The sequence below is a fragment of the Pseudonocardia xinjiangensis genome, assembly GCF_050948425.1.
Classification (GTDB): Bacteria; Actinomycetota; Actinomycetes; order Mycobacteriales; family Pseudonocardiaceae; genus Pseudonocardia; species Pseudonocardia xinjiangensis.
Genome location: NZ_CP192009.1, coordinates 2,590,297 through 2,610,317, shown reverse-complemented (window position 1 = coordinate 2,610,317; position 20,021 = coordinate 2,590,297). Strand labels below are relative to the sequence as shown.

General features: G+C 72.4%; 18 protein-coding genes and 1 riboswitch. Of the genes, 7 read left to right on the top strand and 11 right to left on the bottom strand.

Annotated elements, in window-relative coordinates; all coding sequences use genetic code 11:
- Window positions 1-133: 133 nt before the first annotated feature.
- Window positions 134-1,534 (top strand): S41 family peptidase, encoded by a 1,401-nt coding sequence (locus ACQPZA_RS12405; protein WP_433280655.1) that lies wholly within the window; start codon window positions 134-136, stop codon window positions 1,532-1,534.
- A gap of 125 nt (window positions 1,535-1,659) precedes the next feature.
- Here the strand turns inward: ACQPZA_RS12405 and ACQPZA_RS12400 are convergent, their stop codons facing one another.
- Both ACQPZA_RS12400 and ACQPZA_RS12395 read right to left on the bottom strand, forming a co-directional pair.
- Window positions 1,660-2,556: a serine hydrolase gene (locus ACQPZA_RS12400; RefSeq protein WP_433280653.1), complete on the bottom strand. Its 897-nt coding sequence runs from the start codon at window positions 2,554-2,556 to the stop codon at window positions 1,660-1,662.
- Window positions 2,553-3,446 carry a LysR family transcriptional regulator gene (locus ACQPZA_RS12395; protein ID WP_433280651.1) on the bottom strand — a complete coding sequence of 298 codons (894 nt, stop codon included), beginning with the start codon at window positions 3,444-3,446 and terminating at the stop codon, window positions 2,553-2,555. The genes ACQPZA_RS12400 and ACQPZA_RS12395 overlap by 4 nt, the downstream gene beginning before the upstream one ends.
- Window positions 3,447-3,539: 93 nt before the next feature.
- Between ACQPZA_RS12395 and ACQPZA_RS12390 the strand changes: the two genes are divergently transcribed.
- The gene (locus tag ACQPZA_RS12390) at window positions 3,540-5,339 is read left to right on the top strand and encodes a penicillin-binding transpeptidase domain-containing protein (protein ID WP_433280649.1); all 1,800 of its coding nucleotides are present in this window, start codon (window positions 3,540-3,542) and stop codon (window positions 5,337-5,339) included.
- Between the two features lie 17 nt (window positions 5,340-5,356).
- On the opposite strand, the gene ACQPZA_RS12385 is transcribed toward ACQPZA_RS12390, so the two are convergent.
- The gene (locus tag ACQPZA_RS12385) at window positions 5,357-7,420 is read right to left on the bottom strand and encodes an alpha-glucuronidase (protein WP_433280646.1); all 2,064 of its coding nucleotides are present in this window, start codon (window positions 7,418-7,420) and stop codon (window positions 5,357-5,359) included.
- A 219-nt stretch (window positions 7,421-7,639) separates the two neighbouring features.
- On the opposite strand from ACQPZA_RS12385, the gene ACQPZA_RS12380 reads away from it, so the two are divergent.
- Both ACQPZA_RS12380 and ACQPZA_RS12375 read left to right on the top strand, forming a co-directional pair.
- Window positions 7,640-8,671, top strand: a complete 1,032-nt coding sequence (locus tag ACQPZA_RS12380) for an acetylxylan esterase (protein ID WP_433280644.1) — start codon at window positions 7,640-7,642, stop codon at window positions 8,669-8,671.
- A 97-nt stretch (window positions 8,672-8,768) separates the two neighbouring features.
- Window positions 8,769-9,086 (top strand): PspC domain-containing protein, encoded by a 318-nt coding sequence (locus tag ACQPZA_RS12375; protein WP_433280642.1) that lies wholly within the window; start codon window positions 8,769-8,771, stop codon window positions 9,084-9,086.
- Window positions 9,087-9,096: 10 nt separating this feature from the next.
- Here ACQPZA_RS12375 and ACQPZA_RS12370 read toward each other — a convergent pair whose 3' ends face one another.
- Window positions 9,097-9,978, bottom strand: a complete 882-nt coding sequence (locus ACQPZA_RS12370) for an NAD(P)-dependent oxidoreductase (protein ID WP_433280640.1) — start codon at window positions 9,976-9,978, stop codon at window positions 9,097-9,099.
- Between the two features lie 84 nt (window positions 9,979-10,062).
- On the opposite strand from ACQPZA_RS12370, the gene ACQPZA_RS12365 reads away from it, so the two are divergent.
- The gene (locus ACQPZA_RS12365; protein WP_433280638.1) at window positions 10,063-11,361 is read left to right on the top strand and encodes a M20 family metallo-hydrolase; all 1,299 of its coding nucleotides are present in this window, start codon (window positions 10,063-10,065) and stop codon (window positions 11,359-11,361) included.
- 9 nt (window positions 11,362-11,370) lie between these two features.
- Here the strand turns inward: ACQPZA_RS12365 and ACQPZA_RS12360 are convergent, their stop codons facing one another.
- The 3 genes from ACQPZA_RS12360 to ACQPZA_RS12350 all read right to left on the bottom strand — a co-directional run bounded on the left by ACQPZA_RS12360 (window position 11,371) and on the right by ACQPZA_RS12350 (window position 13,659).
- Complete coding sequence (locus ACQPZA_RS12360) at window positions 11,371-11,730, bottom strand: DoxX family protein (protein ID WP_169396273.1); 360 nt, start codon at window positions 11,728-11,730, stop codon at window positions 11,371-11,373.
- A gap of 109 nt (window positions 11,731-11,839) precedes the next feature.
- Window positions 11,840-12,373 carry a flavin reductase family protein gene (locus ACQPZA_RS12355; protein WP_433280637.1) on the bottom strand — a complete coding sequence of 178 codons (534 nt, stop codon included), beginning with the start codon at window positions 12,371-12,373 and terminating at the stop codon, window positions 11,840-11,842.
- Window positions 12,370-13,659, bottom strand: coding sequence for an FAD-dependent oxidoreductase (locus tag ACQPZA_RS12350; protein WP_433280635.1), 1,290 nt, complete (start codon window positions 13,657-13,659; stop codon window positions 12,370-12,372). The genes ACQPZA_RS12355 and ACQPZA_RS12350 overlap by 4 nt, the downstream gene beginning before the upstream one ends.
- 314 nt (window positions 13,660-13,973) lie before the next feature.
- A riboswitch (SAM riboswitch) is annotated at window positions 13,974-14,067 on the bottom strand.
- A 231-nt stretch (window positions 14,068-14,298) separates the two neighbouring features.
- On the opposite strand from ACQPZA_RS12350, the gene ACQPZA_RS12345 reads away from it, so the two are divergent.
- A complete protein-coding gene (locus ACQPZA_RS12345; protein ID WP_433280634.1) occupies window positions 14,299-14,730 on the top strand; it encodes a PPOX class F420-dependent oxidoreductase in 432 nt (143 codons plus the stop codon).
- On the opposite strand, the gene ACQPZA_RS12340 is transcribed toward ACQPZA_RS12345, so the two are convergent.
- From ACQPZA_RS12340 to ACQPZA_RS12330, 3 genes are all read right to left on the bottom strand, one after another.
- Window positions 14,660-15,652: an NAD-dependent epimerase/dehydratase family protein gene (locus ACQPZA_RS12340; protein WP_433280632.1), complete on the bottom strand. Its 993-nt coding sequence runs from the start codon at window positions 15,650-15,652 to the stop codon at window positions 14,660-14,662. The two genes, ACQPZA_RS12345 and ACQPZA_RS12340, sit on opposite strands and share 71 nt — an antisense overlap.
- A 187-nt stretch (window positions 15,653-15,839) precedes the next feature.
- Complete coding sequence (locus tag ACQPZA_RS12335) at window positions 15,840-16,163, bottom strand: MmoB/DmpM family protein (RefSeq protein ID WP_433280630.1); 324 nt, start codon at window positions 16,161-16,163, stop codon at window positions 15,840-15,842.
- A gap of 184 nt (window positions 16,164-16,347) precedes the next feature.
- Window positions 16,348-16,974, bottom strand: coding sequence for a TetR/AcrR family transcriptional regulator (locus ACQPZA_RS12330; protein ID WP_433280628.1), 627 nt, complete (start codon window positions 16,972-16,974; stop codon window positions 16,348-16,350).
- Between the two features lie 919 nt (window positions 16,975-17,893).
- On the opposite strand from ACQPZA_RS12330, the gene ACQPZA_RS12325 reads away from it, so the two are divergent.
- Window positions 17,894-18,877 carry a hypothetical protein gene (locus ACQPZA_RS12325; protein WP_433280626.1) on the top strand — a complete coding sequence of 328 codons (984 nt, stop codon included), beginning with the start codon at window positions 17,894-17,896 and terminating at the stop codon, window positions 18,875-18,877.
- A 41-nt stretch (window positions 18,878-18,918) separates the two neighbouring features.
- Here the strand turns inward: ACQPZA_RS12325 and ACQPZA_RS12320 are convergent, their stop codons facing one another.
- Window positions 18,919-19,725, bottom strand: coding sequence for an SDR family NAD(P)-dependent oxidoreductase (locus ACQPZA_RS12320; RefSeq protein WP_433280624.1), 807 nt, complete (start codon window positions 19,723-19,725; stop codon window positions 18,919-18,921).
- Between the last annotated feature and the right edge of the window lie 296 nt (window positions 19,726-20,021).

The window sequence follows — 20,021 nt, the reverse complement described above, 5'->3', positions numbered from 1 at the left end:
ACGCAGACGATTCCTGGTGCGCGGTTCTATTCCCTCGCTGTTCGTCCGCTCACGTTCAGCAGCGGTCCGTGGGTCCACCGGCAAACATTGCGTTTCCTGCCCACGCGCCGACTGCCGTTTCAGAAGGACGTCCATGCCTCCGTCGCTCCGCGCGACAGTTCTCGTCGTGCTGGCCGTCGTGCTGTCGGCCTGCGCCGCACCGGCCACCGGCAGCCGGACCACCCCGGTGGACGGGGTGTGGCGAACCGACGGCTACAGCTGGATCATCGCGGTCAGGGACGGTCACGCGGAGACGTTCGACACCACATCGGTCAGCTGCCTGCCTGATCAGACCCTGACCCAGCTCGGCACGGCCGGCCCGGACGGCACCGTGCAGTACGGCAACGACGACCAGGTGGCCGTGGAGACACTGCACCGGACGGCGAACGGCCAGGGCGCCTTGCGCCTGCTGGGCACCGCGGCGGACATCGACCTCGTTCCGATGTCCGCGCTGCCCGCGGCCTGTACCCGGGAAACGCCTGACAACCCGCTCACCGACTTCGACATCTTCTGGGCGACGTTCGCGGAGAACTACAACTCCACGCAGCGCAAGAACGTCGACTGGAACGCGATTCGAGCGAAGTACCGGCCGATGGTGAATGCGGCCACCACCCCCGACGAGCTGTACAACATCCTCGTCGACATGATCACGCCGCTCGGGGACGCGCACGCCTCCATCGACGGGCCCGGCGACAGCTCGTTCTCAGGGAAACGGCCGGGCACCCGCGACGGCGACGACGTGTCCCGCCGGGACGCCACCAGGGCGGTGGACGCTCATCTCCGCCAGGACCTCGGCGTCACCGACATCCAGACCTTCGCCGACGGCAAGATCGCCTACGCCGACCTGCCCGGCGGCCGCGGATACCTGCGCATCACCGGGTTCGAGGGCTACGGCACCGACGACGACCTCTTCCCGGAGAACAGCGCCGTGCTGGCCTCGGCGCTGGACTCGGTGTTCACCCAGGCCCGGGTCCAGGCCTGGAAGGGACTGGTCATCGACGTCCGCTGGAACAGCGGCGGCGACGACCAGCTGGGGCTGCAGGTCGCCGGGCGGCTGACCGACACGCCCTACACCGCCTACTCCAAGCAGGCGCGCAACAGTCCCGACGACCCGACCGCACACGGGCGGCTCCGGGTGGTGACCGTGACCCCGGGGGCCGGTCCCCGCTACACCGGACCGGTGCGGCTGCTCACCAGCGACCTGACCGTCAGCGCGGGCGAGACCTTCACGGAGGCGCTGCAGGGCCGCACACCGGCCCCCAGCCGCGTCGGGACGGCAACCCAGGGCGTGTTCGCCGACGACATGGAACGGAAGCTGCCCAACGGCTGGACGTTCACCCTGGGCAACGAGGACTACCTCGCCTCCGACGGTCGGAACTACGAGGGCGTGGGCGTCCCGCCCACCATCCCCACACCGGTGTTCACCCCGGACGACCTCGCACAACACCGCGACCCGGCGCTGGACACGCCCTGGCCCCAGCCCGGGGAGCAGTAGTCCGGCACCCATCGGCCTGCCCTCGCGGGCCTGCGCCCGCTCGGTGATCGCTGGGAGATCCGCCCTTGCGCCCCCGAGAGGGCGCAAGTGTGAGTCTCGAACGCCGCGAGCTTCCGTTCCACGGGTCACAGGCGGCCGGAGCGCAGGTCGGTGACCGCGAGCCGCGCAGCCTGCCCGATCGCGGCGTCGGCACGGGGCAGGGCGGCGTCGGCGCGGGCGGCGTGGGTGAACACCGCGACCGCCACGGGGTGCTCCCCCTCGAAGTGCACGACGCCGACCTCGTTGCGCAGGGCCCCGAGGCTGCCGGTCTTGCCGGCCACCCGCACGCCGTCGTGCGGGAACCCGGATCGCAGGCGGTGCGGCCAGATCTGGGAGTGCAGCACCTCGCGGGCGAACCGGCACTGCTCCGGCGAGGCCGCCCGGTCGGACCAGATCGCGGCGAGCAGGCCGGTCATCTCCCGCGGGGTGGTGACGCTGCCGTAGCCCGGGTCGTAGGCCCGGATCTCCGGGGCGACGTCGTGGCTGGCCAACGCCTGGAACGCGGCCGCGGTGTCGGCGGTGGCGGTGTCGGCCACGAGCGTGCGGTGCACCTCCGCCATGCCCCCGCGCACCTGCGTGCGGGTGAGGCCGAGGTGGGCCATCGTCTCGTGGAGCCGGTCGAGCCCGATCCGCTCCAGCACGACGTCGGCTGCGGCGTTGTCCGACACCGCGATCATCAGGCAGACCACGTCACGCCAGGACATGGTCACCGGGTCCCGCAGCACCGACAGGCCGGTCGAGCCCGCCGTGCGCTCGGCCGGGACGATCGTGACGCCCTCCCGGGGGTCGACGGTGCCCGCGTCGACCTCCCGGCAGAACGCGACGAGCAGGGGGAGCTTGTAGACCGAGGCCATCACCACCGGCTCGTCCGGCCCCAGCCCGATCTCCCGGGTGCGTGACCCACCGAGCGCTGTGGCGTGCAGCCAGCCCCGCACACCGGCGTCGGCGAAGGCCTGCCGGATCTCGTGCTCCCGCTCGTTCACGAGGCGACCGCCCCGTCGCCGGCCTCGTCGCGCAACGCCGACAGCACGGCATCCGGTACCGCCGTGTCAGCGGCCTCCTTGCGCCACACCACGCGCAGCCGCAGCGGCAGCGGGTCGCCGGCGACGACCCGCCGCTGCACGCCCGGTGCAGTGAGGTCGGGGTCCGCGGTCAGGGCGAACGCGCGGCCGGTGGCGACGAGGACCAGCGCGGCGCGGTCGTCGGGCGCGGAGAGCGCGGGGGCCACGAGCCCACGCTGGTCGAGCGTGTCCAGCAGGAGGTCGTGTGCTGCCGTCCCGTGGGAGCGCGGCGGGATCGCCATCCGGAGGCCACGCAGCGACCGGATCGCCACCGGCTCACCGCTGCGCGCTGCGGGATGCGCGGCCGGCACCAGCAGCGCGGTCTCGAAGCGGACGACGGGTCCACTGCGCAGCGCCCCCAGCAGCGCGGGATGGATCACGACGGCCAGGTCGAGCTGCCCGGCGGTCACGGCGTCGACCAGTTCCGTGGTCGACGCCGTGGTCATCTCCACGAGGCCGCCGGCCTCGGACTGGCACGCGGTGGCCACCGCGGTCGCCGCCCGTGCGGTGAGCTGGGGAACCGTCCCCACCCGCAGGGACGCGGCGGCGGCGCCGTGGGTGGCCGCGACCCGCCGCAGGTCCTCGGCGTCCTGCAGGAGCGCGCGGGCGCGGGGCAGCAGATCCCGGCCCGCCGCGTTCAGCCGCACGCCGCGCGGACTCCGTTCCACCAACACCACACCGAGGCTGCGCTCGAGCCGCTGCAGGCCCTGCGACAGCGGCGGCTGGGCGATCCCGAGCCTGCCCGCAGCCCGGCCGAAGTGCTCCTCCTCCGCGATCGCCACGAAGAATTCCAGGTGCCGGAGCAGATCCACTCCGCGAACCTACCGGCCGCGATATCAGATCAATATCGTGACCCCGCAGTAATCCTATTTGCACTATCGTCGCTGCTCCGCTTGCCTCTGCGCGTGCTCAGAACGACGCAACGCCGCCGGACGACGACCGTGGCGGCGGCACTCTCGGCCACCATCCTGGCGCTCACCACGTCGTGTTCCCTCCTGACCGGCCCCTCGGCAGCGGAGTCGGCGGTGGAGCAGTTCGTCACCGCGCTCGAACGCGCAGATGTGGCGGCGGCAGCAGCCGCGACCGACGACCCGGCGGCAGCAACGCAGACGATCACCGGCGTCCTCGACGGTCTGGGGCACCCGCGGCTCACCGCCGACGTGCGGGAGGTCGCCGACGAGCGGTTCTCCTACCAGGTGTCCTGGGATCTCGGCGCCGGACGCACGTGGTCCTATCTCGCGCACGGGGCGCTCGAAGCAGACGGCGGCGAGCGGCACGTCCGGTGGGCCCCGTCGGTCCTGCACGACGAGCTCCGCGCGGGAGAGCACCTGGAGCTCCGGACGCTGCGCACGGCAGCCGCTCGTGTCGTCGACCGGGACGGCCGCCCGCTCGTCAGGACCCAGCCGGTGACGCTGGTCCGGCTCGATCCGGCTCGCACCCAGGACCTCGACGCCACCCTGGACGCCGTGGCACCGGTACTCGCCCGCGTGGACCCCGGCGTCACCCGCTCGTCGCTGCGCGCGGTCCTCGCGTCCGGGACGGCCGGCCCGACCACGTTGATCACTCTCCGCGAGGACGACGCGGCGCGGGTCGAGCAGTCGTTGCGGGCCATTCCGGGCATCGTGTTCTCGTCCCAGCAGCGGCGTCTCACCGAGCGGGGCGTGCGCTCCCCCGCGCTGTCCCAGCTGACGCAGGAGCAGCCGGACGACGCCGGAAGCGGCTGGCAGGTCGGCACCGTCACCCCCGACGGCACCCTGCGCGCCCGCCTCGCCGGGGAGGACCCTCGACCGGCTCCCGATGTGCGGTTGACCCTGGATCTGGACGCTCAGTCCGCGGCGCAGAACGCCGTGAACGGCCTCGACGGCGCGGCGGCGCTCGTGGCGATCCGGCCGTCCACCGGAGAGCTGCTCGCGGTGGCCCAGAACGAGGCCGCCGACGCCGAGGGCCCGATCGCGCTCACCGGGCTCTACCCACCGGGCTCCACGTTCAAGGTCATCACCGCCACCGCCGCCCTGCGGGCCGGCCTGGCCACGCCCGACACCGTGCTGCCGTGCCCCGGGACCGAGAACGTGCAGGGGCGCCAGATCCCCAACGACGACCAGTTCGACCTCGGCTCCGTCCCGCTCCACACCGCCTTCGCGCACTCCTGCAACACCACGTTCGCCCGCCTCGGCGTCGGCCTCGATCCCAGCGCGTTCAGCACCACGGCCGCGCTGTTCGGCCTCGGACCCGACTGGGACGTACCCGGCATGACCACGGTGACCGGCCGCGTCCCGGAGCCCGTCTCCCCCGCCGACCAGGTCGAGGAGTCGATCGGCCAGGGCCGGGTCGTGGCCAGCCCCTTCGGGATGGCGCTGGTCGCGGCCACCGCCGCCGCGGGCCGCACTCCCCACCCCACCCTGATCCAGGGTCGGCCGGGAACCACCGCGACCGCTCCGGAGGCGCTCCCCGAGAACCTGCGCACCCAGCTCGCCGCCATGATGCGCGAGACCGTGACCGCCGGGTCCGCCACCCAGCTCGCCGGCCTGCCCGACACGAGAGGCAAGACCGGCACCGCCCAGTACGGCGACGGCGTCCACTCCCACGGCTGGTTCATCGGCACGCGCGGCGACCTCGCCTTCGCCGTGCTCGCCGCCGGCGCGGGCAGCTCGGGCCCCGCCGTCGGGGTGGCCAAGGCCTACCTCACCGCCACCGCCGCCCGCTGACGGGAGCCGCCGCCGGCTCAGTGGATGACGCGGCCGTGCCGGTCGGGGATGCCGGACTTGCGGAAGAAGTAGGTGTTGACCTGGTCGCGCCACTCCCAGGCGGACCCCACCTGCCGCTCCAGGCGTTCCATGACGTTCGTCCAGGAGACGTCGTCCAGGCGGCCCTCCAGCGAGCGCCACAGGTCGCGCATCGCCACCACGCGCCGGGCACCCTCGACGTGCGTGTCGTAGATGTGCTGGATGACGGTCTCACCGGTGTGCAACCGGTGCGGGTACGGCACGTGGTGGAAGAACAGGAGCAGCTCGTCGGGGCAGGTCTCGAGGTGCTCGTAGCGCTCCGCCCACGCCGTCGGGTACTGCCCCGCGAAGCCGGTGCCGGTGGCCACGCTCCGATCCACGCCGAGGCCGTCGCGGTCGGCGAAGTGGTAGGTGCCCCACTTCGAGTACTCGTAGCCGTCGACGGCCGGCCCGTAGTGCGTGTGCGGCGTGACCATCCATCCGACGCCGAGCGGAGCCGTGTACATCTCGTAGGTGCTCCAGGAGCCCAGCTGGAGCTCGACCAGGGTCTCGTGCAGGTCGGCCGCGTCGGGGAAGGTGAGCGCGACCCACTCGTCGAGGATCTCGCGCGGCGACAGTGCCGGGTCCCACGCCAGCCGGCCGAACCCGTAGAGGTTCGCCTGGGCGAGCTTGTGGCCCGTCCAGTTCGCGTCGTCGCCGATGTTGGACACGGCACAGACACCCGACGACGCGCTCCGGCGCGCCAGTGCGCAGGCGAGGGTGTCGCCCCCCTCACCGCTGACGTCGAAGGCGAGGAACTCCTGCCACTGCGGCAGCAGGCAGCACAGGTCGACCTGCTGGCCGGTGTACTCCTGGGTGATCTGGAACTCCACCACCGTGTTGGTCCGCGTCATGGCCAGGGCCAGCGGGGAGACGGGCTCGCGCACCTGGAAGTCCATCGGGCCGCACTTCACCTGCAGCACCACGTTGTCGGCGAAGCGGCCGTCCAGCGCCGCGAAGTGGTCGTGGGCGGCGCGGGCGCGGTCGGTGCTGCGGTCGCGCCAGTCCTGGCGGTGGTCGTAGACGAAGCAGCGCCAGAACACCCTGCCGCCGAAGGGCGCCAGTGCACCCGCGAGCAGGTTGGCCCCGTCGACGTGGTCGCGGCCGTAGTCGAAGGGGCCCGGCTGCCCCTCGGAGTTGGCCTTCACCACGAACCCGCCGAAGTCGGGGATCTCGCGGTGGATGCGCTCGGCCACACCCGCCCACCACGCCACCACCGAGGCGTCGCACGGGTCGGCGGTCGGCAGGTCCCCGAGGACGAGCGGCGAGGCGAAGTTGACGCTGAGGTAGGTGGAGATCCCGAAGCCCCGGAAGATGCGGGCGACGTCGGCCACGTCGGGGAGGCCGTCGGTCAGCAGGCGCACCGCAGCGGGATGCACGTTGACGTTGTTGATCGACACCGCGTTGATGCCAACGGACGCGAGCAGGCGGGCGTAGTCGGCGATGCGGCGGCGGTCGGCCACCATCCGCCCGTCACGGAAGAAGATCGAGTCGCCTGCGTAGCCGCGTTCGACGCTGCCCAGGTGGTCCCCGGCGCTCGCGTTGTCCCACTGGTTGATCATCCGGACGGGCAGGCCCGGTTCCCGGACCACGTCCAGCGTGGGCAGCGTGTCGGCCGAGGCCGCGGTCGCGGCGCTCCTCAGCAGGTGGAAGTAGCCGTACAGCAGGCCGCGCTCCCCGGTGGCCACGATCGCGGCGGAGCGGCCGTCGCCGACGAGGGCGAAGCCCTCCCCGCCCAGCCCGGCCGCCGCGTCGACGGCGCGTCGCACGGGACCGGTGAGAGTGGTGGCGTCGGCCAGCAGATCGCGGCGGGCCAGTACGAGCACCGGTTCCCCCGTCAGGTCGCCGCCGACCGTGCCGGCGGGGCCGACCGCCGCCTCCAGTTCCTGGCGCAGGGTGTCCGTGACCGGTCCGGACCCCAGCAGGCTCGCGTGCCGCCCGCGCAGCACGGCCGTGACGGCAGGTCCGAGCCAGCACGGGTCGATCGTGGGGGTGAGCGGCCTCGCATCGCGCCCAGCGCTCATGGCTCTCCTGTCCTGTGCGCGGCTCCGGCGAGCCTCGCGGCGGTGATGATCCTCTGCAACCTGCATCGTTTGCACAATCACCGCAGAGTCGATGCTCGTCCGCCACGAAGGTGGCCGCGACATTGTGCCTGTGAGCTGCACGAAGTCACTGTCCGTACTCTTCTGCAAGCGTGTGTGCTCTACTGGCTGCTGACCGCGACTCCGAGGACGAGGACGCGCATGGCACAGTTCGACCTCCCGTTGGCCCAGCTCGAGCACTACCTGCCCGACGTCAGGGAACCCGCCGACTTCGACGTGTGGTGGGCCTCGACCCTGGAGCAGGCCCGGCACGCTCCCGCCGTTCTCGCCGTCGACCGGGTCGACACCGGGCTCGTGCTCGTCGACACCTGGGACGTCACCTTCGCGGGGTTCGACGGCCAGCCGATCGAGGCGTGGTTCTCCCGGCCGGCGGCGGGCCACGGCGGGAACGGCGACCAGCCGCTCCCCGCCGTCGTCGAGTACGTCGGCTACGGACGGGGACGGGGGCTCCCCCACGAGCGACTGGCGTGGGTGGGGGCGGGCTACGCGCACCTGGTGATGGACAGCCGCGGCCAGGGCAGCCAGTACGGCTCGGGAGGCGACACCCCGGATCCGGTCGGTTCCGCGCCCGCCGCGCCGGGGTTCCTCACCCGCGGGATCGGAGACCCTGCCGCCTACTACTACCGCCGTCTCATCACCGACGCGGTACGGGCCGTCGACGCGGTGCGCGAACTGCCCGGCGTCGACGCAGGCCGCGTGGCGGTGCTCGGCACCAGCCAGGGCGGCGGCCTGGCCATCGCCGTCGGCGGCCTCGTGCCGGACCTGTCGGCGGTCCAGGCGAACGTGCCCTTCCTCTGCCACGCGGAGCGCGCCCTCGAGCTCACCGAACAGGGGCCGTGGCGAGAGGTGATGGAGTACCTGTCCGTCCACCGCGACGCGGTCGACACCGCACTGCAGACACTCTCCTATGTGGACGGCGTCAACTTCGCCCGGCGGGCCACGGCTCCCGCCCAGTTCTCCGTCGCGCTGAGGGACGCGGTGTGCCCGCCCTCCACCGTCTTCGCCGCCTACAACCACTACGGGAGCAGGGCCGCGCGGCGTCCGGACACGGCGATCGAGGTGTACCCCTTCAACGGGCACGAAGGGGGCGACGCCGTGCACGGCAGGCGCCAGCTCGAGTGGATGCGCCAGGTCATGCCGTCGCCGCTGGCGGCGCTGGGTTCGCGCGCCTGACCGTGATCACCCCGGCATGCCGGTCAGGGTCCGGCCGGGGTCGGTCCCAGGGCTCACCCGGAGGTGGCGCGGCCCGCCTCCCGGCAGAGTCGTGGACATGGAACAGACGACCGACACCACGACCCGAGTCCCCTCCGCCGCCGGCGTCGAGCCGCCCGCATCGCCGTTCTCCGAGCAGGCTGTTCCGCCGCCGTCGGACACCGTGCCGCCCACGGCCAGGCCGAGCTTCCGTCTGCGCCGCAGCCGCACCGACCGCATGATCGGCGGGGTCTGCGGGGGGCTGGCCGAGAGCCTGAACATGGACGCCACCCTGCTGCGCATCGGGCTGGTCGCCCTGACGGTGCTCGGTGCGGGTTCGGGCCTGGTCATCTACGCAGCAGTGTGGATGCTCGCCCCCGAGACGGACACCCCCTGACCGTCCGGCGTCACCGCAGCTCGGTCCCGGCCTCGTGCTCCAGCAGGGCCACGGCCAGCAACTCCCCGTCGACCGGTCCGAAACGGGCGAGCGCGCGCTGATGGATCCGGGTGACGAGCTCCGACAGCTCGACCGGCAACCCGTACTCCCGGGCCTGGGCCGTCACGTTCGCGAGCTCCTCGCAACACCGGTCCAGGCCGAAGGACGTCAGGTAGTCACCGGCGAACAGGGCATCGAGATCGCGCCGGACGAAGTCGGTGGCCGCGGCGCTGTCGGCCACCGCGCTGCGCAGTACGCCCAGGTCGATCCCGGCGCGCTGGCCGATCAGGAGGGCCTCCGCGGTGGCCACCGCCTGGCCGAACCACAACAGGTTGACCAGCAGCTTCGCCGTGTACCCGGCGCCGGGGCCGCCGACGTGGACGATGCGCTGCGGATCACCGACGGCCTCGAGCACCGAGCGGTGCCGTTCGAGGACCTCGGCCTCTCCCCCCACGAACAGCTTCAGCGACCCGTCCTCGGCGGCGGGGACACCGCCGCCGACCGGCGCCTCGAGGACATCGATGCCACGGGCGAGGGCCTGCACCCGGATCGGCTCGGCCGAGGCAGCCGCGTTGCTGGTCATGTCGATCCAGGTCGCACCGGCCGGCAGCGCCGGCAGCGCGCCGCCGGCACCCGTCATCGCCTCCACCACCTCGGGAGGACCGGGCAGCATCGTGATCAGGACGTCGGCTACCGCGGCCGCCTCGGCCGCCGTGCCCGCCCACCGTGCCCCGCACGCCACGACCGTCGCCTCCAGCTCCGGCCGAAGATCGTGGGCCACGACCTCGTGGCCGGCTCGAACGAGGTTGGCAACCATCGGCAGGCCCATCCGGCCCGTACCCAGAAATCCCATCACAGGTCCAGGATCGGCCATGCCGGAGCGGGTTGGATGGTGTTGCCTGGAGGAGGCCTTCGACGTGCGGACCGAGGAGCGTTCATGACCACCACCGATGCTGCACCCGGCGTCCCCCGCGTGCCCCGCCGGCCGGGCGCCGACGCCCGGCTGCTCGCCGACTTCGTCGACCTGTCGGCCATCGGCGCCACCGCGGCAGGCGGCGTCGAGCGCCAGGCCGCCACCCCGGAGGACGGCCGCAGCCGCGCCTGGCTCGCGGCGTGGCTGACCGAGCGCGGGTTCACCGTCGTGCACGACCGGGTCGGCAACATGTTCGGCCTCCACGAGTTCGTACCCGGCGCGCCCTACGTGCTCGCGGGCTCGCACCTCGACAGCCAGCCGCGGGGCGGCCGCTTCGACGGTGCCTACGGTGTGCTGGCCGCGGCACATGCCGCCGACCGCCTGCGGGTCCACTACCGCGACTCGGGCGAGACGCCCCGGTTCAACATCGGCGTCGTGAACTGGTTCAACGAGGAGGGCAGCCGCTTCAAGCCCTCGATGATGGGCAGCGCGGTGTTCACCGGGGCCATGCCACTGGCGACCGCACTCGACACCCCCGACGCCGCGGGCGTGACGGTCCGCGACGCGCTCCGGGCGATCGACGGCCTGGGCGAGGCGGACGTCTTCGGCACCGACCGGCAGGTGTGCTCCTACGCGGAGATCCACATCGAGCAGGGCCGCGAGCTCGACAAGACGGGCACCACGCTCGGGCTCGTCGACGCGACGTGGGCCGCGAACAAGTACGAGATCGCGGTGATCGGGTCGCAGGCCCACACCGGCGCCACCGCCATGGCCGACCGCCGGGACGCGCTGTACGGCGCGGCGCTCGCCGTGGTCGCGGTCCGGGAGCTCGCCGACCGGTTCGGCGAGGACCTGCACACCTCGTGCGGGCAGCTGACCGTGGTGCCCAACTCCCCCGTGGTCGTCGCCCGCGAGGTGCACATGCACCTCGACCTGCGCTCGCCGTCGGACGACCTGCTCGCGGAGGCGGACGCCCTGCTGCGGCGCCAGTTCGCCGAGATCGAGGTGAAGGCCGACGTCGAGATCGAGCGCCGGGTCGCCCACACCTGGAAGGGCCACCTCTACCAGCCGGCGGGGGTCGAACTTGCGCGCACGGTCACCGAGGACCTCGGCGTCTCGTCGATGATCGTGCGCACCCGCGCGGGCCACGACTCCACCAACATGAAGGACGTCGTCCCCACCGTCATGCTGTTCATCCCGAGCGTCGAGGGCATCTCCCACGCCGAGGCGGAGTTCACCCGCGACGAGGACCTCTGCACCGGTGTGGACATCCTCACCGAGACCCTCGCCCGCATGCTCGACGGTGCGCTCGCCCCAACGTGAGCGCCGGGATCAGGAGGCGAAGCGCAGGACGGCGAGCACGAGGGACAGCACGCCCAGCACCAGCGCCGGGACGAACTGCTCCTTGCGGCGGATGTGGACGACCACGGCGCCCGCCATCACGAGCGCGAGCCCGACCGCCGCGATCGGCGTGAGGACCGGCGCGACGTCCAGGACCCAGGGCAGGATCAGGCCGACCGCCCCGACGATCTCGAGCGCCCCGATGGCCTTGATCGCGCCGTCGGAGAAGTCCTCGGCGTAGCCCATGCCGGCCGACACCAGTGCCGGCTTCGGCCGCACGACCTTCATCACGCCCGAGCCCAGGAAGGCGACGGCGAGCACGATCTGCAGGATCCAGGCGACGACGTTCATCAAGACTCCCGAGTGAACAGCCCGGCGACGCCGGGCTCGGCACCCGAGAACCTAGACGGGAGAGCATGAATGTTGAAGCAATTTTGATGATACGTCATCAGACCGTGATCTACGGGCGCGTCTCCTCACGGGGCCGGGGCAGAACGAGCCCGTAGTCGCCGCGATGGAACAGCAGCGGACCCCGGGCGTGGTCGGCGGCGAGCTCGAGCACGCGGCCCACGACGATGGTGTGGTCCCCGCCGTCGTGCTCGGCGTGCAACGCGCAGCGCACCCACGCGCAGACCCCCTCCAGGATCGGCGCGCCGCACCGTCCGGCCCGCCACCGCACGCCGTCGAACTTGTCCACACCGGACCGGGCGAACCCGGCGCTGTGGTGCTCCTGGTCCGCCGCCAGGATGTTCACGCAGAACGTGTCCGCGTCCCGGATCCGGGGCCACGTCGACGACGTGCGCGACGGTGCGAAGCTCACCAGCGGCGGATCCAGCGACAGTGACGTGAACGACTGGCAGGTGAACCCGATCGGGCCCGACGGCCCGGCGGCGGTCACGACCACCACGCCGGAGGCGAAGTGCCCGAGCACCTCCCGCATGACGGCCCCGTCGACCACCGGTTCCGTCGTCTCGGCCCTGCTGGTGATGCTCATGCGCTCTCCCTGTTCGGATCGGGACGTGCGGATGTGCCGGGTCGGGTCAGCCGGCCGGGCTGCGCGGCAGGCCCGGAGGGTTGATCTCGGAGGTCGGCACCGCCTCCGCGGCGAGGCTCCAGCGATCGAGGACCTGCGTGTACCTCCCATCGCAGAGCCGCCATCGGTTCGCGGTCGGGCACCCCGGTGGCGAGGTCGGCGAGCACCCGGCCCAGCGCCGGAGCGAACGTGAACCCGTGGTTCGAGAACCCCGCGCCGACGACGAGGGGTCCGGCCGCGTCCAGCAGGAAGCTCCCGTCCGGCGTCGAGGTGCGGATACAGCCGATCGGCTGGGGTAGCCGATGGTCGAGCCCCGGCAGGAAGGCGGCCACGTACTCCTGCAGCCTGCGCGGCTGCCCCTGCTCCGGACCCACGTCGTGGAACCCCAGCTTCACCGATCCCTCGCCCGTCGACGTGCCGCGGACGCTGCTGGGCCAGCCGTCCTCCGGCCCCGTGTGGTGGATGAACGTCGGCCACGGGGCCGGGCGGGCGGAGACCGAGCCCGCGCCGCCCAGCAGCGGGAAGTTCGCCACCTGCTCCTGCGTCACGCGCAGCGGCGGCAGCGTGACGAGCCCGGCGAGCAGGTCCGCGGTGCCAGCCCCGACCGCCACCACGGCGCGGCGGGCGCGGACGGGGCCTCGCGGGGTGCCGACCTCGACGAGATCGTCCCCGCGCACCGCGATCGCGGTCGCGGGCGTGGAACGCTGGATCACCGCCCCGTGCGCGACGGCGGCGGCGGTCAGAGCGGCGACGGCGTGCCCGGCATGGACGCGACCGGCCCGGTCCGGCTGGTGCAGTACGGGTCCGCTGAACACCATCCCCGGCCACCGGCGCGACGCCTCGCCGGCATCGAGCCACTCGTGGGCGACACCCCGCGCGGCGAGCGACTCGGCGATCGTCCTGGTCCGCCACGGGTCGCCGTGGTCGACGCCCCCGGTGATCTGCAGCAGGGCTGCGCCGGTCTGTGCCTCCACCTCGCGCCACAGTGGCAGGGCCGCCGCAGCGAGCCGTACGTGCGGCTCCGCCGCGTAGGTCTGCCGGTAGATCTCCGCCGATCCGTACGTGACGCCTCGCGCCCGTCCGGTCCCGGCCTGCTCGAGCAGCAGCACCTCGTGACCGCGACCGGCGAGCTGCCAGGCCGCCGCCGCACCCACCACCCCGCCACCGACGACCACGACGTCGACGACTCCGGTGCGTGCGGACCTCGGGGTGCGGCGGGGCGCGGGGACGTACGGGATCGCTGGCATGACTGTCCTCTCACGACACTGGACAGCAGGGATCCCCGCAACGGGGGTCCATGGAGAGGTCCACTGTGGACGAAACAGGGCTCGTCCGGCGGCGGGCACCGCCGGAGGTAGCGGCCCGACGGAGGCGTGCGTCAGAGCCCACCCACGCGCGTCAGCGCACGGGGAACGGGGTGGCCGAGAGGCCGGGACGGATCAGCGACACAGAGCGGCCTGCGTGCGGCACAGATCCACGTGCCGACGCTTGGACCAGATGGACGGCAACCACTTCGACAGGCGAAGGGCCGCGGTCCGTGCGTGCGATCGACGCACGATGTCTCCCATCGATCCTGGCGTTAGCACCCGGCACCGCGAGGCACCGGGTTGCTGCGGCTTCGACGAGCCAGGTCTCTCGGCCGCTCTGGATGGACGACCATGAATGTAGGCGACCACCCGATGGATGTGTCAAGGATGTGACGCGCCGGAAATCCCCGCAGGCGGCCCCGTTGTTGATCGACGTCCTCTTGTCTTGCGTCCGATCGGGACGCCGGTCACGATGCCGACGTGGCCGCGCTCCCTGCCCACCTCGCCGCGATCAGCTGATCACGTGCAACGCTGCCCGTGTTCAGGAATAGCCCGCGTCCGGTGGCGGGTTTGCCGAGCATGACCACCGGACAATTCGACCCGCACACGCTGCTCGCCGATGCCCGCCTCGGGGTCCTCGCGACGATCAAGTCGGACGGCCGCCCCCAGCTCTCCCCCGTCACACCGTTCTACGACCGGGACGCCGGCGTGCTCTACGTGTCGATGACCGACGGGCGCGCCAAGACCGCGAACCTGCGCCGGGACCCACGGGCGGCGCTGGAGGTCACCAGCCCGGACGGCTGGGCGTGGGCCACCGCCGAGGGCACGGTCACCCTCACCGGTCCGGGCACCGACCCGGACGGCGCCGAGGTCCAGGCGCTGGTGGACTACTACCGCAACGCCGCGGGCGAGCACCCGAACTGGGACGAGTACCGGTCGGTCATGGTCTCCGACCGCAGGGTGCTGATGGCGATGACGGTCGAGAAGGTGTACGGCGCGAAGCTCCGCTGACCCCCGCCTGGCTCTCCATCCAGACGATCGTGCGCACGAGTCCCTCCTCGATCGGCAGCCTCCGGACGCCGGGGAACAACCGCTGCACCCGGGCTGCCGACGACTCGCAGTGGCGGACCTCCCCGGCGCGGGCCGCGCGGTGCTCGACGGCGAGGCGCCGGCCGAGCAGATCGGACAGCACCGTGATGAGCTCGTTGATCGTGGTGGGGGCGCCCACCGCCAGGTTCACCGCTCCGTCCGAGGAGCGCTGCAGCGCACTGCGCGCGAGGACCTCCACGGCGGACTCGACGAAGGTGAGCTCCCGCCTCTGCTCGCCGTCGCCGTGGACGACCAGCGGGTCCCCCCGCAGCGCGGCGGCGACGAGCGCCGGTACGACGGCAGGCCGCGCTCGATCCGGGTACTGCCATGGGCCGTAGGTCGTGGAGAAGCGGAACGCCGTGCACCGCAACCCGTACCAGGACCGGTAGGCGAACGCGTACGACTCCGCCGCCAGCTTCCCGGCCGCGAACGGAGTGGCGGGGAGGCAGAGCAGGTCCTCCGACCTGGGCCGGGTGGGGTTGTACCCGTACACCGAGCTGGAGGACGCGAGAACCACCTGGGCGTCGACGTCGCTGGCGACGTCGAGGACCGCGAGCGTGCCCGTCACGTTGACGTCGTGGCAGTGCCTCACGGCACCGTCCGCGTCGGGCACCGCGGCCGCGAGATGGACGATCGACGACGCCCCGTCGCACGCCCGGCGCAACGCGTCCCTGTGGAGGATCGACGCCACCCGGACGTCGACGGGCACCCCGTGAAGGTGCTCGAGCCGCCCGGAGCTGAGATCGTCGACCACGACGACCTCCACGTCGGCCTGCCTGGTCAGCAGGCGGCAGAGGTTCGCTCCGACGAAGCCCGCCCCACCGGTCACCACGATCTTCATCATCCGGCCTCCAGAAGCCCCCGGCCGCGGCGTGGTCGGCAGAAGCCACCGGACGCCGGTGCCGTGTCGGGGATGCCGGCGTGTCGGCGCAGACGCGCTCGACAATCAGCCGTTCAGGCTTCGGCCACCCGAGCAGCGGACGGGAAATTCACTTTCCGCAACCGCACTCCGGCATCAGGACACCACAATCTCAGGAACGGAGCGAAAACCGTTCGCGCGACATCGTTCGGCGACTCTCCGAAATCACCGTCATACGGTCATCGCCGAGGTCGAGCGTGCCCCGGCAGAACACGATCATCGACCGCAGTTCCGCGGTCCCGAAGGGACGCCCGGCGTGCCATGTGAGGGTGGCTGCGTTCACCCGCAGCATCCCGGGCGCCGAGATCTGCACATGATCGCCATGGTCGACGACCTGCAGCTCGACGTCGGCGTTGTCGTCGCGGATCGCGCAGAGCACATGGTCGACCAGGCCGCCGGCGGCGCGCAGGACGAGGTCGACCAGATCGGGCGCCATGACGAGCCCTGGACGTGTGGCAGGTACCGGCACAGGAATCGCCCCCACTTCCAGAGATCACTGATCTGGCAATTCACCGGGGGCTGGGGTGCCGAGCCCATTTTCGGCCCGGAACCGTGACGATAGGCGGAAGAATCGGCACGTGCAACGTCGTCCACCCGCCAGGAAATGACCCGGCGCGAGTTCAGACGGATCCGGTCTCCGGGACGCGCCGGGGAAGCTCGCCGTCGAGGAGGAGACCGAGCAGCCGGTCGACGACGTGCTCGGTCGACCGGCGGCACAGCACGCGGTAGAGAAGCGTGCCGGCGTAGATGTCCTGGAGGAGCCCGGCGTCGATGTCGGCGGGCAGTTCACCGCGCTCGGCGGCGCCCTCGATCATCTTCTCGAAGGCCTCCCGGCCGGCCTGGAACAGGTCCACCGGACCGGCGGTGCCCGCGGAGTCCTGCAGGAGATCACCGGCGAGCGCGAGGAGCGTGGTGGCCAGCGGGGCCCGCAGGTCCAGGCGCATCGCCTCCATGGCGGCGCGGGCATCGGCGCGGATGTCGCCGGTGGGCTGCGGCTGCACCGCCGCACCGGCATCGACGGCCTCGAGGACGAGCGCACTCTTCGACGGCCACCACCGGTAGACGGTGGTCTTGCCCACGCCGGCCCTGGCCGCCACGCCCTCCACCGTCAGCCGGAAGTAGCCGACCTCCTCGAGGAGCTCACGTGTGGCGGCGAGGATCGCGTGGTGCGACTCCTGGCTCCGTCGGCGACCAGCACGCCCTTCCCGCTCGCTGCCGGTCGTGATCGTGCCCTCCTCGCGGCGCACCGGATCTGCTTTCGCGGACTATAACCGACCCTCCCTCGATCGAGGGTCGAGCCACCGGGGTGCGCCCGCCGCTCGAGCGCAGGTCCGCGGCGACCCGGACCGGCGCGTGGCGCGCCCGCGATCGTGGCGGGTCCGGCGACGCGCGCCGCGTGGCCTCCCTGCCACAGTGATCATTCCGAGACCTGCGTCTTCGCCCCCCGCTGGGCCGAAATGCGGATCTCACGGCGATCACCCCGTCCATCACGCCGGGCGAGCACGGTTCCCTAATCGATACGTTTCGTATCGTTCAGTGGGTTCACCGGGCACGTGGCGCTCTCCGTCGGTGAGCGGGAAGGCGGCCGGCAGGGTCCTGCCGCCCCACTTCATCCCCCGATCAGGGATGCACGGACGGACCTAACCAGGAGTGACACAGGGTCATCCCCCATCCGGACCGCATCGCCCTCATCACTACGTGTAGTCATCGCTCACGCGTCGAGCGCTACGCCGTTTGGCCCGGTGCAGCCGCCGAATGGCGTACAGATCGGCCGATTTTCCCGTTGAACGGTGGCATTTCGACGATGAGCGGTCACCTCAGCTATTCAGGTGAGACGCGAGGAACGACCTGCCAACCCCTAGCCGGGGCCCGACGAACGCGGGTAGGAAGACGATCCCGCCCCCATGAACATCCACCCCTGCGAAAGGCCCTGACTCCGTGGAACTGCGTCCCCGGCCGTCCGGACATCGACATGCGTCGCCGAACACGGTCTCGGTCGCCGAGCTGGTTGTCCGCTGCTTCGACCCGGCGCACCCGCCTCGGCCGATCGTGGACTACGGGCCCAGCACGATGATCTCGGTCGCAGCCCTGTTACGGAGAGAGGGGCGCGGGCCCCACGCCGCCGACCGTCCGCTCACCCCCCGCGGGCACTCCCGCCCCGCAGTCGTGTCTCCCGGCCCGCCACGACGCAGTGCCCGGAAGGCGGCCGCCGCCGCGGGTGCCCTGTTCGCCGCGGGCGCGGTCTTCAGCGGCACGGTGGTGGACACCGTCCGGACCCCCCGCGGAGCGGTCGACTTCGCCTCGGACCCCGGCCCGAGCACCGGCAGCGGCACTCTGGACCGGACGCGGAGCCCCCAACCGGGCCGCCCGGGCCAGCAGATCACCCTCACCGCGGTGGCGCAGCTCTTCACCCCGGCCACGACGGCCGCGATCGAGTACGGGCCGCCGGCATCCGGGACGCAGATCGGCCGCGACGCGTTCGGCGCACCGAACGACAGGGGAGCCGGCCTCGTCGCGGTACCGGAACTCGACAAGACGCCGCTCGACAGGTCGCCACTGCCCGCCGGGGCCACCGCCGCCGTACCAGGCCTTCTGGACATCGCCACCTCCCCGGCCGCGGAGCCACCGGCCGGGTCGTCCGTCCTGACCGTCGCCACGCCCGAGTTCCAGGTGCCCGCCATCGAGGTGCCCCGGCACGTTCTGAACCTTCCGGGCGGCGGCACCGTCCGGACGCCGGGTGTCGCCGTGTCCGAGGGACGGGTGACCCCGCCGCGTCTCAGCGTCGCCCGCAACCGGGACGGCGGACTCGACGTCGCGGTCTCCGACGGCGCGGTGGTCGCGCCGAAGGTCGAGGCCTCCGGCCTGGCGGACCTGACCGGCGGTGCGGTGCGGCTCTCCCCCACCCGGGTCGGGCTCCCCGACGTGCGGATCTCCGGGGGTGGCGTCGTCGGGACCACCGCCGCCGCACCCGACATGCGGCTCAGCGAGATCCGGTCGGTCCTGCCGGACGTCGACGTAGCCGAGCGGACACCGGAGACGGACGCGACCGCGCAGCGCAGCGCGAGCGAGCGGAACGAGAACAAGAAGAGCGCACGCGACGCCGCCCGGTCGGTCGGATCCGCCGTGGGCCGACTGCTCGGCCGACACTGACGGCCACGGCGCTCGGCGGGAGACGCCGAGCCGGCGGTACCTCAGCTGCTCGTGATCTCCGGTCGGGGCCCCGGCACCGGCTGGCGCATCTGTCCGCGGCGATGACCGGTGAGGCGCGCCAGCGTGCGCAGGGTGCGCCGGGGAGTCTCGAGCGTCCGGACCACCGCGTTGTAGAGCAGCCCCGGCGTGCAGACCGTGCGCCCACGAGCGAGATCGGCGATGCAGGCATCCACCACGGCGTCGGGCTCCAGCCACATGATCGACGTGCCGGTCGGCTCCAGCTCACGGTGCTTGCCCGTGCGCAGCCGCCCCGGCACGAGCGCGATCATGCGGACGCCGGTGCCGGCCAGCGACGCCTCGACCGTGTCGGTGAAGGCGATCATCCAGGCCTTGGTGGCGGAGTGGGCCGAGCCCGAGGCCGACAGGTAGCCGGCGAAGCTGGCGACGTTGATCACCGAGCCGCGGCCGCGCTCGATCATTCCCGGCAGCGCGGCATGGGTCAGGATCATCACCGCGGTGACGTTGACGTCGATCTCCGTCTGCAGGGGTTCCGGATCAGCCATCCGGAAGTCGACGCCGCACTCGTAGCTCGCGTTGTTGACCAGGAGATCGACGGGGCGGGCGCGGTCGGCGATCCTGCGTTCCACGGCGGCCCGCTCGGCGGCGTCCGCGAGGTCGGCCGCGAGCACCTCGACCTTGATGCCGAGGCGCGCTGCCTCTCCCGCCACCCGCTGCAGCCCGACGTTGTCACGCGCGACGAGGACGAGATCGAAGCCGTCGCGGGCGAGCCGCTGGGCGAAAGCGGCGCCGAGTCCACGACTCGCACCGGTGACGAGCGCTGTCGGCATGGCCGCACCATACGACAGGGCGATCACCGCCGATCACTCACATGGGCACTTCCGGGGCGCCCTACGGCGCGTCCTCTGGCGCCGAGCCCCACCGTGCTGACGTGCGCAGCGCCGCTCGAGGTCGCACGGATGGCCCTGACCGGACGTCACGCTGGGCCATCGCGTGCGGGGGCTCCTCACGCGCCGATCCGGCGCACCGGCACCGCGCTCTACTCCGTCCGGCCTGCTCAGCACGGACGCTCGGCGGACTCACGCTGCAACCTCGACGGTGAACGGTCGAAAAGGAGCGACGAGCG

Excerpts from the sequence above, each read along its gene's own strand:
- ACQPZA_RS12405 (WP_433280655.1), top strand. The coding sequence starts at position 134 with ATGCCTCCGTCGCTCCGCGCGACAGTTCTCGTCGTGCTGGCCGTCGTG.
- ACQPZA_RS12385 (WP_433280646.1), bottom strand. The coding sequence starts at position 7,420 with ATGAGCGCTGGGCGCGATGCGAGGCCGCTCACCCCCACGATCGACCCG.
- ACQPZA_RS12380 (WP_433280644.1), top strand. The coding sequence starts at position 7,640 with ATGGCACAGTTCGACCTCCCGTTGGCCCAGCTCGAGCACTACCTGCCC.
- ACQPZA_RS12375 (WP_433280642.1), top strand. The coding sequence starts at position 8,769 with ATGGAACAGACGACCGACACCACGACCCGAGTCCCCTCCGCCGCCGGC.
- ACQPZA_RS12370 (WP_433280640.1), bottom strand. The coding sequence starts at position 9,978 with ATGGGATTTCTGGGTACGGGCCGGATGGGCCTGCCGATGGTTGCCAAC.
- ACQPZA_RS12365 (WP_433280638.1), top strand. The coding sequence starts at position 10,063 with ATGACCACCACCGATGCTGCACCCGGCGTCCCCCGCGTGCCCCGCCGG.
- ACQPZA_RS12360 (WP_169396273.1), bottom strand. The coding sequence starts at position 11,730 with ATGAACGTCGTCGCCTGGATCCTGCAGATCGTGCTCGCCGTCGCCTTC.
- ACQPZA_RS12355 (WP_433280637.1), bottom strand. The coding sequence starts at position 12,373 with ATGAGCATCACCAGCAGGGCCGAGACGACGGAACCGGTGGTCGACGGG.
- ACQPZA_RS12350 (WP_433280635.1), bottom strand. The coding sequence starts at position 13,659 with ATGCCAGCGATCCCGTACGTCCCCGCGCCCCGCCGCACCCCGAGGTCC.
- ACQPZA_RS12345 (WP_433280634.1), top strand. The coding sequence starts at position 14,299 with ATGACCACCGGACAATTCGACCCGCACACGCTGCTCGCCGATGCCCGC.
- ACQPZA_RS12340 (WP_433280632.1), bottom strand. The coding sequence starts at position 15,652 with ATGATGAAGATCGTGGTGACCGGTGGGGCGGGCTTCGTCGGAGCGAAC.
- ACQPZA_RS12335 (WP_433280630.1), bottom strand. The coding sequence starts at position 16,163 with ATGGCGCCCGATCTGGTCGACCTCGTCCTGCGCGCCGCCGGCGGCCTG.
- ACQPZA_RS12320 (WP_433280624.1), bottom strand. The coding sequence starts at position 19,725 with ATGCCGACAGCGCTCGTCACCGGTGCGAGTCGTGGACTCGGCGCCGCT.